Below are 13,455 nucleotides of genomic sequence, written 5' to 3' on the forward strand. Positions count from 1 at the left end.
CTCGCCACAGAGGACCGCATCCGACAAAGGATTGCATCTTAAAGGCTCAGCGGTTCATCGGTGCAACAAACCGGCTCTTGGCCACGCTATAGATGTCCGGCTCATCGCTGTCGACAATCTTGAAGCTGATTGTCTGCGAGCTGCTGCTCGGCCGTTCCGTGGTCATCGCCACCGACACCGGTACATCGACTATTTCACCGGGGGCCAGGCTCAGTTCGGTCTTGCCTTGCAACTGGAAGCCGTCGTCGTCGACCAGTGTCAGACGGTACTCCTGACGTTGCTGGGTCTTGTTGATGACCTTCAGGCTGTAGATGTTTTCGATCTGACCTTCACTGTTCTCGCGGAACAGGCCACGGTCCTTGCTCACGTCCAGCGACACCATCGGCCGCTCCACCAAGGCCAGGGCGAAGGCGCCGATCATCACCAGCAGCACCGCGGTGTAACCGATCAGGCGCGGGCGCAGCAGGTGGGTCTTGCCACCCTGCAATTGATGCTCCGAGGTGTAGCTGATCAGCCCTCGGGCGTAGCCCATTTTGTCCATGATCGAATCGCAGGCGTCGATGCACGCGGCGCAACCGATGCATTCCATCTGCAAGCCATCGCGGATGTCGATGCCGGTCGGGCAAACCTGGACGCACACCTGACAGTCGATGCAATCGCCCAGTCCGACCTCGGCGGGTTTCACTTCACGTTTGCGCGGGCCACGGTTTTCGCCGCGAGCCACGTCGTAGGAAATGGTCAGGGTGTCCTTGTCGAACATCACGCTCTGGAACCGTGCGTATGGACACATGTGCATGCACACGGCTTCACGTAGCCAGCCAGCGTTGATGTAAGTGGCACCGGTGAAAAACAGCACCCAGAACAGGCTGACACCGCCGATTTGCAAAGTCAGCAGCTCTTCGGCCAGGGGCCGGATCGGTGTGAAGTAGCCGACAAAGGTCAGGCCGGTGAGCAGGCTGATCGCCAGCCACAAGGTGTGTTTGGCCGAGCGGCGGAGCAGTTTGTTCAGGCCCCAGGGCGCGGCTTGCAGCTTGATCCGCTGGTTGCGCTCGCCTTCGGTGATCTTCTCGCACCACATGAAGATCCAGGTCCAGGAGCTCTGCGGGCAGGTGTAACCGCACCAGACCCGGCCTGCGAACACGGTGATCGCAAACAGACCGAAGGCGGCGATGATCAGCAGCGCCGACAGCAGAATGAAGTCCTGGGGCCAGAAGGTCGCGCCGAAGATGTGGAATTTGCTTTCGGACAGGTCCCAGAGCACCGCCTGGCGGCTGCCCCAGTTCAGCCACACCGTGCCGAAGAACAGCAGAAATAGAAACCCCGCGCCGCTCATGCGCAGGGTGCGGAACAGGCCGGTGAAGCTGCGGGTGTGGATCAGGTTGTCGCTGGACTTGGCCTTCATCTTTGGGCGCGAAGGCTCAATGTTTTTTATAAATGAGGCAGGTTCAACGGTTCGGACGGGGATTCTATCGCTCATGGTCTTTCGCTCATCAGCCTCCATCAGGCCTGAGCACTATGACCAGCGATCTGTTTGCATAACAGACTCAGCTAACGCAATAAAAAGCGGATCAGATGGGCTGCCCACACCCGCCTGCGACAACTTGATGCACCCGCAAGGGCGGGCTGCAAGTACCTATGTCAGGCGCTGGCGGGGTGTGTTGATGCGGGTCAGTCAAATCACCGAATCACTGTTCGTGGCCTTCAAATGCCGACGACCGTCCACGGCGCCTGCTACGGTCAATGCGTCGGCTTCTGCTTCGGTGATGTAGAAGCGCTGGCCGTCGAGTTCCACTGCCGACATGGATTTTTCCTCGTCAGTGATTATGGTGATATCAGGGCAAAGGCGAATTTCTTCGCCGTTTTCGGTGATGAAGAAGCAGGTCTGGTTGTCGATGCGCACGGTCATGGAGGAGGCCTTTTTGCGGATTCATTAAGTGTTAGGGCGCATTTGCCGGTGATTGTTCTGTGCAACCGATAGATGGCGTGAGTCGTGCTTAAGTTGGTTGACCCGTGCCCGGGGGATTGATTCCTCGAAGGACCTGGCAAGTCCCTCTGAACTTTGCCGGCGCCTGTGGCTCGGAACTTATGTGAGTTCATGCCGGTGCATTCATATCGGGGCAGACTGCTTCGTGTGAATGATGACCATGCACAAGAGCGTCCTTGGGGCGTAAAGGAGAGATGCTCGATGACTGCAGAGAAACCCACAGAATTGAGCTACAACCCGCATATACCGCTGTCCCAGGCATTGTTGCTGCCGCGGATCGTAATTGAAAACACCATGCCGACCCTCGATGGCGGGCAATTTGCCGTTAAAGCCGTGGTCGATCAGGACGTGGTGGTGACCAGCAAAGTGTTTGCCGACGGTCATGACAAACTGGCCGTGCGCATCCGTTGGCGTGCCGAAGGCGACGACACCTGGCAGAGCGAGGTGATGGCCGAGTTGGGCAATAACGGCTGGCAGGGCCAGTTCCGTGTCAAGAAGCAGGGCCGCTATGCGTTCTGTATCGAAGCCTGGATCGATCAGTACGCCAGTTTTTGTTATGAGCTAAAAAAGAAGCACGGGGCCTGCATGTCGGTCAGCCTGGAATTGCAGGAAGGGCGCCTGCACGTCAAGCAGGCAGCGGAACGCAGTGAAGGCCTCCTCAGCGAGCAGCTGGCGGCGTTGCACCATGAGTTGTCCGGTCTGCTCGAAACCGAGCAGGTTGCCTTGTTTCTGCACCAACGCAGCGCGGACTTGATGGCCCAGGCCGATCATCGTCCCTTCGTGAGCCTGAGTCCTGAATTTCCGGTGGACGTGGAGCGGGAGTTGGCGCAGTTCGCCAGTTGGTATGAATTGTTTCCGCGCTCGATCACCGATGACCCGGCCCGCCACGGCACTTTCAATGACGTGCACACACGGCTGGCGATGATCCAGGACATGGGCTTCGACGTGCTGTACTTCACGCCGATCCACCCGATCGGCCGCAGCTATCGCAAAGGCCCGAACAACTCGTTGACCGCCGGCCCCGACGACCCGGGCAGTCCTTACGCCATCGGCAGCGAAGAAGGCGGGCATGAGGCGATTCACTCGGAACTGGGCAGCCGCGAAGACTTTCGCCGGCTCGTCGCGGCGGCCGCCGAACATGGGCTGGAAGTGGCCCTCGACTTTGCGATTCAGTGTTCCCAGGATCACCCTTGGCTCAAAGAGCATCCGGGCTGGTTCAACTGGCGCCCGGACGGCACGATCAAATACGCCGAGAACCCGCCGAAGAAATATCAGGACATCGTCAACGTCGATTTCTATGCCGTGGATGCGATTCCCAGCCTGTGGGTTGAATTGCGGGACATCGTGGTGGGCTGGGTCGAAGAGGGCGTGAAGCTGTTTCGCGTTGATAACCCCCACACCAAACCGTTGCCGTTCTGGCAGTGGTTGATCGCCGATGTGCGGGCGCTGTACCCCGAGGTGATTTTTCTGGCGGAAGCCTTTACCACGCCGGCGATGATGGCGCGCCTGGGCAAGGTCGGTTACTCCCAGAGCTACACCTATTTCACCTGGCGCAACACCAAGACCGAACTGGCGACCTATTTCACCGAACTCAACGAGTCGCCATGGCGTGAATGCTACCGGCCGAATTTTTTCGTCAATACGCCGGACATCAACCCGGCATTCCTGCATGACTCCGGGCGCCCCGGTTTTCTGATTCGCGCGGCGCTTGCGACCATGGGTTCCGGGTTATGGGGCATGTATTCGGGCTTCGAGCTGTGTGAAGCGGCGCCGGTGCCGGGCAAGGAGGAGTACCTCAATTCCGAGAAGTACGAGATCCGCCCGCGGGACTTCAACGCGCCGGGCAACATCATTGCCGAAATCGCCCAGCTCAACCGCATCCGCCGACAGAACCTGGCGCTGCACACGCATCTGGGCCTGAAGGTCTACAACGCCTGGAACGACAACATTCTGTATTTCGGCAAGCGCAGTGAGGATGGCAGCAATTTCATTCTGGTGGCCGTCAGCCTCGATCCGAATAACGCCCAGGAAGCGAATTTTGAATTGCCGCTGTGGGAAATGGGCCTGCCCGACGATGCCAGCACCCAAGGCGAAGACTTGATGAACGGTCACCGCTGGACCTGGCACGGCAAGTACCAGTTCATGCGGATCGAACCGTGGCATCTGCCGTTCGGGATTTGGCGGATTACCGCTTCTTGACTGTGGCGAGGGGGCTTTTGTGGCGAGGGAGCTTGCTCCCGCTGGGTCGCGCAGCGGCCCCAGACAATATGTCAGTCACACCTCATTTGCAGGTTTTACGACTGCTTCGCAGCCGAGCGGGAGCAAGCTCCCTCGCCACAGGTCCGGCGGTTTTATTCGAATTAAACAGGAGTTTCAAATGGCGAAGAAACCCAGGTCAGCCACCTTCATCAAAGACCCGCTCTGGTACAAGGATGCGGTGATCTACCAGGTTCACGTTAAGTCTTTTTTCGACTCCAACAATGACGGGATCGGCGACTTTCCCGGCCTTATCGCCAAACTCGATTACATTGCCGATCTGGGCGTCAACACCATCTGGCTGTTGCCGTTCTACCCCTCGCCACGACGCGACGATGGCTACGACATCGCCGAGTACCGTGGCGTGCACCCCGACTACGGCACCCTGGCCGATGCCAAACGCTTCATTTCCGAAGCCCATAAACGCGGTCTGCGGGTGATCACCGAACTGGTCATCAACCACACCTCGGACCAGCACGCCTGGTTCCAGCGCGCGCGCAAGGCCAAGCCCGGCTCGGCGGCCCGCGACTTCTATGTCTGGTCCGATAACGATCAGAAATACGACGGCACCCGCATCATCTTTCTCGACACCGAAAAGTCCAACTGGACCTGGGACCCGGTGGCCGGTCAGTACTTCTGGCACCGCTTCTATTCCCACCAGCCGGACCTGAATTTCGACAACCCGCAAGTGATGAAAGCGGTGCTGTCGGTGATGCGCTACTGGCTCGACATGGGCATCGACGGCCTGCGGCTGGACGCGATCCCGTACCTGATCGAGCGCGACGGCACCAACAACGAAAACCTCCCCGAGACCCACGACGTCCTCAAGCAGATCCGCGCCGAGATCGACGCCAATTACCCCGATCGCATGCTGCTGGCCGAGGCCAATCAGTGGCCGGAAGACACTCAGCTGTATTTTGGTAACACCGACGCCAAAGGCCAGAACGGCGACGAATGCCACATGGCGTTTCACTTCCCGCTGATGCCGCGCATGTACATGGCGCTGGCCCAGGAAGATCGTTTCCCGATCACCGACATTCTGCGCCAGACTCCGGAAATCCCTGCCAACTGCCAGTGGGCGATTTTCCTGCGCAACCACGATGAATTGACCCTGGAAATGGTCACCGACAAGGAGCGCGATTACCTGTGGAACTACTACGCGGCCGACCGTCGGGCGCGGATCAACCTGGGGATTCGCCGGCGTCTGGCGCCGTTGATGGAACGCGATCGTCGTCGCGTGGAGCTGCTCAACAGTCTGTTGCTGTCGATGCCCGGCACGCCGACCCTGTATTACGGCGATGAAATCGGCATGGGTGACAACATCTACCTCGGCGACCGCGACGGTGTGCGCACGCCGATGCAGTGGTCGATCGACCGTAACGGCGGCTTCTCCCGCGCCGACCCGGCCAGTCTGGTGTTGCCGCCGATCATGGACCCGCAGTATGGCTATCTGTCGGTCAACGTCGAAACCCAGGCCGGCGACCCTCATTCATTGTTGAACTGGACCCGGCGCATGCTCGCGATACGCAAGCAGTCCAAGGCCTTCGGTCGCGGCACGCTGAAGATGCTGTCGCCGAGCAATCGCCGGATCCTGGCTTACACCCGTGAGTTCACCGGCGCGGACGGCAAGCACGAGATCATTCTGTGCGTGGCCAACGTGTCCCGCAGCGCGCAAGCGGCGGAGCTGGATTTGTCGGCGTATGTCGGCATGGTTCCGGTGGAGATGCTCGGCGGCAACGCGTTCCCGCCCATCGGTCAGTTGAATTTCCTGCTGACGCTGGCGCCTTACGGGTTCTACTGGTTCGGCCTGGCGGCGGAAAATCAGATGCCGAGTTGGCATGTGGAACCGGCGCAAAGCCTGCCGGACTTCACCACCCTGGTGCTGAAGAATCGTATGGAAGAGCTGCTTGAAGCACCGTCCCGCGCCACGCTGGAGCAGGCCATTCTGCCGAGCTGGCTGCAGAATCGCCGCTGGTATGCCGGTAAGGACGGCACCATCGACAGCGTCAACCTCGCCTACGGCGTGCGCTTCGGCGACCCGCAGCATCCGGTGCTGTTGAGTGAAATCGACGTCACCAGCGCTGGCCAGACCAGTCGCTATCAGTTGCCATTCGGCTTTATTTCCGAGGAGCAGGTTGGCGCGGCCTTGCCCCAGCAGTTGGCGCTGGCCAGGGTTCGGCGCGGTCGTCAGGTCGGCCTGATCACCGACGCCTTCAGCCTCGACAGCTTTGTTCATGCAGTGTTGCAGGGCATGCAGGCCAGTACGGTGTTGCCCTCGGACGGTGGCGAGATCCGTTTCGAGCCTACTGATGAATTGGCCAAACTGGGGCTGAGTGCCGAGTCGCAGGTGCGTTACCTGTCTGCCGAGCAATCCAACAGTTCGGTGGTGATCGGCGCCAGCCTGGTGCTGAAGTTAATCCGCAAGGTCGCGTCAGGGGTGCACCCGGAACTGGAAATGAGCGCGTACCTGACCCATGCCGGTTTCAAAAATATTTCGCCGCTGTTGGGAGCGGTGATTCGTCGCGATGCGGCGGGCGAGGACACGCTGTTGATGATCGCCCAAGGTTACTTGAGCAATCAGGGCGACGCGTGGGAATGGACCCAGAACAACCTCGAACGGGCGCTTCGTGACGAGCTCGCCGATGCCGTGTCCGAGCAGGAACAGCACTACAACGCCCTCGGCGAGTTGAAGGATTTTGCCGGCATGCTCGGCCAGCGTCTGGGGGAAATGCATCAGGTGCTGGCGACCCCGAGCGTCAACCCGGACTTTGCCCCACACATCATGAGCCAGAAAGATGCCCTGGCTTCGGCCAAGGACGTGGCGGCGCAGCTGGAGCATGCACTGAAGCTGCTCAAGCAACATCAATCCGAACTGAGCGCGACGGACCAGACATTGGTCAGCCGCTTGCTGGACAACAAGAAAGCCATCCTCGGACATATCCAGGAGCTGGGCAAAAAGGCCGCTGGCGGCTTGCGTATCCGCGTCCATGGTGACTTGCACCTGGGGCAAGTGCTGGTGATCAAGGGTGATGCTTATCTGATCGATTTTGAGGGTGAACCCGCGCGGCCGCTGCATGAGCGCCGTGGCAAACACAGCCCCTATAAAGATGTCAGCGGGGTGTTGCGCTCCTTCGATTATGCCGCGGCGATGGCGATCAACGTGCACAACGTCGATAACACGGCGGATGCTCAGGCGGCGCGTCAAAGGGTTGCCGAGCGTTATTTAAGAGAGGCGCGACAATCATTTGTCGACGCTTATCGGCTGGCGGCAGCTAGTCTTGCTCATGCATGGCAAGATCCTGAAGGCGAGGATGCTGCGCTGGCGTTGTTCGGTCTGGAGAAGGCGGCTTACGAAGTGGCCTATGAGGCTGAAAACCGCCCCACTTGGCTACCGGTGCCGTTGCACGGTTTATATGGATTATTGAGTGGGCTTAAACCCTTTTCCGATCTTGGTGGAGAGTAGTCATGAGTTTCTCGAACAAGGAACAGGGGCACGTTAAAGAGGCGCTGCTGCCCAAAGCGCGGGATATCGACGCATTGGTACGCGCCGAACATCAGGATCCCTTTGCAATTCTCGGCCCGCACGGCGATGGCGCCGGCGGGCAATTCATTCGGGCCTATCTGCCGGACGCCTTGAGCGTTCAGGTGGTGGACAAGGCGTCCGGGGAAGAACTCGGCAGCCTTGAGACGACCCAGACTCCGGGACTGTTCGTCGGGCACTTCGAGCAGGCCCGGCCCTATTTATTGCGAACCCGTTGGGCCGGCGGCGAGCAACTGGCCGAAGACCCCTACAGCTTTGGCCCGTTACTCGGCGAGATGGACTTGTACCTGTTCGCCGAGGGCAATCACCGGGATCTGAGCAGTTGCCTCGGCGCGCAGTTGAAGACGGTCGATGGCGTGGAGGGTGTGCGCTTCGCCGTGTGGGCGCCGAACGCCAGAAGGGTCTCGGTGGTCGGCGATTTTAACGTCTGGGACGGTCGTCGGCATCCGATGCGCCTGCGCCATCCCACTGGGGTCTGGGAGTTGTTCATCCCGCGCCTGCAAGCGGGGGAGGCCTACAAATACGAAATCCTCGGCGCCCACGGCATTCTGCCGCTCAAGGCCGACCCGATGGCTCTGGCCACCGCGCTGCCGCCGGATACCGCATCAAAAATCGCCTCGCCGCTGAAAGTCGACTGGCAGGACCAGGACTGGATGCTGTCCCGCAGCGAGCGTCAGCGAACCAGTGCACCGCTGTCGATCTATGAGTTGCATGCCGGTTCCTGGCAATGCGAGCTGGATGACCTGGGCGAAGTCGCCCGTCAGTACACCTGGCCTGAACTGGCCGAGCGGCTGATTCCGTACGTCAAAGAGCTGGGTTTCACCCACATCGAACTGATGCCGATCATGGAACATCCATTCGGTGGCTCCTGGGGTTATCAATTGTTGTCGCAGTTTGCCCCGAGCGCCCGTTACGGCTCGCCGGATGAGTTCGCCGCTTTCGTCAACGCGTGTCACCAGGCCGAAGTCGGCGTGATCCTTGATTGGGTGCCGGCGCATTTCCCGACCGATGTCCATGGCCTGGCGCAGTTCGACGGCACCGCGCTGTACGAATACGGCAACCCGATGGAGGGCTTTCACCAGGACTGGGACACGCTGATCTACAACCTGGGCCGCACCGAGGTGCACGGCTACATGCTGGCGTCGGCGCTGCACTGGCTCAAGCATTTCCATGTCGATGGACTGCGGGTCGACGCAGTGGCGTCGATGCTGTATCGCGATTACTCGCGCAAGGCCGGCGAATGGGTGCCCAACCGTCACGGCGGTCGGGAAAACCTGGAAGCCATCGATTTCCTGCGTCATCTCAACGACGTAGTGGCGCTGGAAGCACCGGGCGCACTGGTGATTGCCGAGGAATCCACCGCGTGGCCGGGTGTCAGCCAGAGCACACAACAGGGCGGGCTGGGTTTTGCCTATAAGTGGAACATGGGCTGGATGCACGATTCGCTGCATTACATTCAGCAGGATCCGGTGTACCGCGCCCATCATCACAACGAACTGAGTTTCGGCCTGGTGTATGCCTGGTCCGAGCGTTTCATCCTGCCGATTTCCCACGATGAAGTGGTGCACGGCAAGCATTCGCTGATCGACAAGATGCCTGGCGATCGCTGGCAGAAGTTTGCCAACCTGCGGGCTTACCTGAGTTTCATGTGGACCCATCCGGGCAAGAAACTGTTGTTCATGGGCTGCGAGTTCGGCCAGTGGCGGGAGTGGAATCACGATCAGCAGCTGGACTGGTACTTGCTGCAATATCCGGAACACCAGGGTGTGCGCAAGCTGGTCGGCGACTTGAATCGGTTGTATCGCGAAGAACCTGCCCTGCACGATCAGGACGATGTACCGCAGGGCTTCCAGTGGTTGATCGGCGACGACGCGATCAACAGCGTTTATGCCTGGCTACGCTGGAGCAAGGAGGGCAGGCCGGTATTGGTGGTGGCCAACTTCACCCCGGTGCCGCGTCAGTCCTACCGCGTCGGCGTGCCGTTTGCCGGGCGCTGGGTCGAGTTGATCAACAGCGACGCCGACACCTATGCCGGGTCCAATTACGGTAACGGTGGCGGGGTGTTCACCGAGGAGGAACCGAGCCATGGGCAGGCACTTTCCCTGGTGTTGAATTTGCCGCCGTTGGCGGTGTTGATTCTGCGACCGGAGGGTTGATCGAAAAGATCGCCGGCTTCGCCGGCTCCTACAGGATCGGGTCGCCCCAGGTGGGCGGGACAACGTTGAACCGTAGGAGCTGCCGAAGGCTGCGATCTTTTGATTTTTTTACCAACGCATCCGCACCCCAAGGCTGCCAATCAACCCGTTCAAATCATTTTCAACCACATTGCTGCTGTAGTCGGCGCTGACATACAGGCTGACCGAAGGCGTCACTCTGGCCACCAACCCCAGACCCACGTCTACTGTCGATGAATTGCGACTGCTGCTGATTTTGTCGACCTGATCCAGGCTCACTGTGTTGCCCGTGTACACCGTGTGCCACAAATTGGTCCGCACATAGGGTTCGACCGGCAGGCCGTTGATATCGTAATTGCCTTTCAAGCGTGCACCGACCCGACCGCTCCAGGAGGTCAGGTCGCTGGACGAGGCGTTGCCTGACCCGGCATATGGCGTATCCAGCGTGATGCGTTGATTGATCAACTGCGCCTGGGGTTCAACCACCCAGTTGTCGCCCAGGCCAATCGGGAAACCACCTTCCACCGACACTGTCATCGCGCTGCCTTCGGTGGTTTGTCGCACGCCCTGGTCGTTGCGGCTAAAACCGCTGACCCGGCCGCCGCTGGCCGTCAAGTCGACGTGCCAGCCTTGCGCCCCGGTCAGGCTCCAGTAGGCACCCAGGCTTTGGCCTTGAAGGTTGAGCGTGTCATGGCTGGGGTCGGCGAGGGCGCGGCTGGTCAGCAGGCCGTTGTCGTTGCCCTGGAATTGAGCGGTGCCGCCGATCAGTCCGACCCGCTGGATACTACCGCTGTTGCTTTGCACGGTCAGGAGTGCCGGGCCTTTGAATTCGCTGGCTCCGGGGATCGTGCCCTGGGTCAGATAATCGGTTTGTGCCTGCCGCGACGTCGGGCCATAGGCGTGATCCCAGGCCAAGGGCGCGGCGTCTTCGATCGTCAGGCGTGAGCTGGGTAAGTCTGAGTTGACGCGTAAACGGTCAGGATATGTGGCGACGCCGAAGGGCAAGGTAATTGTCGGTAGTTGCTGGCTGTACCAGGGCGTTGTTTCGTCCTCGGAAGACGACGCTCGCACCTCCATGGATGAGCACAGCAGGAGTGAACCGGAGACGACGCAAAAAGTGAATTTTATCTCTTGTGGGGTGAATGAAGTTCTCATGGAGGTCTACCTTGCAATCGCATGCGTATCTCGCTGTGGCGTCTCTCCTACCCCGAATGAGGGGCGACCGAATGGATTGAGGCAAGGTCCGACCCGCCCGTTTTACGGGTGTCTGGAGGCTTGCCCCTGATGGATTTCCGGGGGTAGTAAGGACTAGCTAAGAAGACCGATGACGCTGCGTCAAGAAAATGGCCGATAAGTGGTACGGCTATTTCAGACTCTGTAAGTGACTGATTATTGGCGCCGATCTAAGTTGTTGTTTGTACGAAAAATCATCCTGAAAGGTGCAATCCAGACGTATTGGGTAGTGGGCTATCGGTTGCGTGACGGATGAACAGTGCAAAATCCATGAGCAAGTCCGTGACGTGATTACTGTCATTTTTTCTGCTTCAGGCTGCAGTTCTTGGCGCCTGTCGTTTGACGGTGTTACAGGCGTACCTCCACTGCCAGCGGCAAATGGTCCGACAGGTGCGTCCAGGGTTTGTAGCCGAGTATGCGCGGCTCATGACTGCTGGCATTGCGCAGGTAGATGCGGTCCAGGCGCAGCAGGGGAAACCGTGCCGGGTACGTTTTCGCCGGGCGGCCGTGGTGGCGTTCGAACGCTTCATGCAGGTAGTCGCGTCGGGCGAGGGTGGCATTGCCTTGCAACTGCCAGTCGTTGAAGTCGCCGGCAATGATGACCGGGGCGTCCTCTGGCAACGATTCGAGTAACAGGCAGAGCAACTGCAGCTGGAGTTGTCGATGGCTTTCCAACAGGCTCAGGTGCACGCAAATGGCATGCACTTCGGCATGGCCCGGCACATCCAGCACACAGTGCAGCAAGCCGCGCCGCTCGGGGCCGGTGATCGAGACATCGAGGTTGCGAAATTCGCGGATCGGGTATTTCGACAGCAGGGCATTGCCGTGATGGCCGTCGGGGTAGACCGCGTTGCGACCGTAAGCGAAATCGCTCCACATGCTGTCGGCCAGGAATTCGTACTGCGAGGTCGGTGGCCAGTCGTTGTAACGGGAAGAATGCCGGTCATGCTCACCGACCACTTCCTGCAGAAACACCAGGTCCGCCGACGTACTGCGTACCGCTTCGCGCAGTTCCGGGAGGATGAAACGTCGGTTGAGGGCGGTGAAACCCTTGTGAGTATTGACCGTCAGTACTCTGAGTCGGCGAATCGCCGGGGGCGTGTTCGATGGCACTGATTCGACGGCTTGGCGTTCGGCATCGTGGGTCACGTTCACTCCTCTGAATCAGGGCTGCTGTATGTATGCGACTGATGCGTGGGCGAGCAGTTCAAACACATTCACCACACCCGTAGCAGCTGTCGAGCACCGCGAGGCAGCGTTCGGTGTGGGCCGCATTCGGACGTAGCCGTCGTGAATCCGGCTGACGCGGTTTGCCTGATGCACCGTAAGTTCCGGTTTTACGACGGCTACGCCGCCGAACGCAGCCTCGCAGGCTCGGCAGCTGCTACGAGCGAGTCCGATCAGACAAACACAATTTCATACGGCAACCGCATGCGTTCCAGAATCACTCGTGGCAGCAGCGGGGCGATGCCGATCGCCGGTTCGCCGTCGAGCTGGCTGGCGTAGGCATAGGTGGCGTGGCTTTTGCGCGCGACAGTCCAGGTGTCGAGGCGTAGCTTACGCGCGCGATGCCAGGGGATCAGCCCGTGCTCGCGCATCGGCCAGTGCCAGGCCCAGACCGGTATTTCGTTGAGCGTCGCCCCGACCAGGGCGGCAGCCCTGGCGCTGGCCCGGCCGACAGCGTCGTGGTCGACGATGCCGTCTTCGCGCCAGGTGGTGAACACCACATCGCCGGGGCGCAGGTAGCGGACGATGAATTGGGTCAATTCAGACTCTCGCTCGGCCAGAGCGTTGTCGGTGAAGCCGCCGCGAATCCACTTCAGGCTGTGCATCGGCAAGCCGAGTCGACGCAAGGCTTCGACACTTTCCTGGGGGCGGAACACGCTCAGGCGCTTTTCCGACCACTGACGCGACCCCGGATGGCTGGCGCTGCCGTCGGTGATCGAGATCAGTTGCAGAGGATGACCAAGGGAGCACAACAGTTGCAGCAGGCCACCGCAAGTCACCACTTCATCGCCGGGATGCGGGGCGATCACCACCGCGCGAGCTCCAGCAGGGACCAGTGTTTCGGTGTTGATGACGGGGATGTTGTCCAGTTGTGGGGCGCTGTTCCAGATCTGCGCAGGCAAGCTGTTTTCGCTGATGGAAACCGGTCTCATAGGCGCTACGTCCTTGTTCTGTCTGGCCCTCAGTCGTGCGCAATGCTTACGGGAGCAAGCCTGGCAGACCCGTGAAGGCGGGTAGATAGCAATGTGCGGCGCTCCGAA

8 protein-coding genes are annotated in these 13,455 nt (G+C 60.0%); 3 read left to right on the top strand and 5 right to left on the bottom strand.

Going from position 1 to position 13,455, the window contains the following annotated elements; all coding sequences use genetic code 11:
- Positions 1–46: 46 nt before the first annotated feature.
- Both ccoG and F475_RS07470 read right to left on the bottom strand, forming a co-directional pair.
- Entirely contained in the window at positions 47–1,477 is a 1,431-nt protein-coding gene (ccoG, locus tag F475_RS07465; protein ID WP_111453566.1) for a cytochrome c oxidase accessory protein CcoG, read from the bottom strand.
- Positions 1,478–1,672: 195 nt separating this feature from the next.
- Complete coding sequence (locus F475_RS07470; RefSeq protein ID WP_018926132.1) at positions 1,673–1,906, bottom strand: DUF3203 family protein; 234 nt, start codon at positions 1,904–1,906, stop codon at positions 1,673–1,675.
- A 279-nt stretch (positions 1,907–2,185) separates the two neighbouring features.
- Here F475_RS07470 and F475_RS07475 point away from each other — a divergent pair, with 279 nt between their 5' ends.
- From F475_RS07475 to glgB, 3 genes are all read left to right on the top strand, one after another.
- On the top strand, positions 2,186–4,183 hold the full coding sequence (locus F475_RS07475; RefSeq protein WP_111453567.1) for an alpha-1,4-glucan--maltose-1-phosphate maltosyltransferase: 1,998 nt from the start codon (positions 2,186–2,188) through the stop codon (positions 4,181–4,183).
- A 178-nt stretch (positions 4,184–4,361) separates the two neighbouring features.
- Positions 4,362–7,703 carry a maltose alpha-D-glucosyltransferase gene (gene treS / locus F475_RS07480; protein ID WP_111453568.1) on the top strand — a complete coding sequence of 1,114 codons (3,342 nt, stop codon included), beginning with the start codon at positions 4,362–4,364 and terminating at the stop codon, positions 7,701–7,703.
- 2 nt (positions 7,704–7,705) lie between these two features.
- Positions 7,706–9,937 (top strand): 1,4-alpha-glucan branching protein GlgB, encoded by a 2,232-nt coding sequence (gene glgB / locus F475_RS07485; protein ID WP_111453569.1) that lies wholly within the window; start codon positions 7,706–7,708, stop codon positions 9,935–9,937.
- Positions 9,938–10,045: 108 nt separating this feature from the next.
- Here the strand turns inward: glgB and F475_RS07490 are convergent, their stop codons facing one another.
- The 3 genes from F475_RS07490 to F475_RS07500 form a co-directional block, all read right to left on the bottom strand.
- A complete protein-coding gene (locus tag F475_RS07490) occupies positions 10,046–11,110 on the bottom strand; it encodes an autotransporter outer membrane beta-barrel domain-containing protein (protein ID WP_111453570.1) in 1,065 nt (354 codons plus the stop codon).
- 426 nt (positions 11,111–11,536) lie between these two features.
- Positions 11,537–12,337, bottom strand: a complete 801-nt coding sequence (locus F475_RS07495) for an endonuclease/exonuclease/phosphatase family protein (RefSeq protein WP_018926127.1) — start codon at positions 12,335–12,337, stop codon at positions 11,537–11,539.
- Positions 12,338–12,588: 251 nt separating this feature from the next.
- Positions 12,589–13,347: a PIG-L deacetylase family protein gene (locus F475_RS07500; protein WP_018926126.1), complete on the bottom strand. Its 759-nt coding sequence runs from the start codon at positions 13,345–13,347 to the stop codon at positions 12,589–12,591.
- Positions 13,348–13,455: the final 108 nt, after the last annotated feature.

Source organism: Pseudomonas sp. URMO17WK12:I6, assembly GCF_003253625.1.
GTDB lineage: Bacteria > Pseudomonadota > Gammaproteobacteria > Pseudomonadales > Pseudomonadaceae > Aquipseudomonas.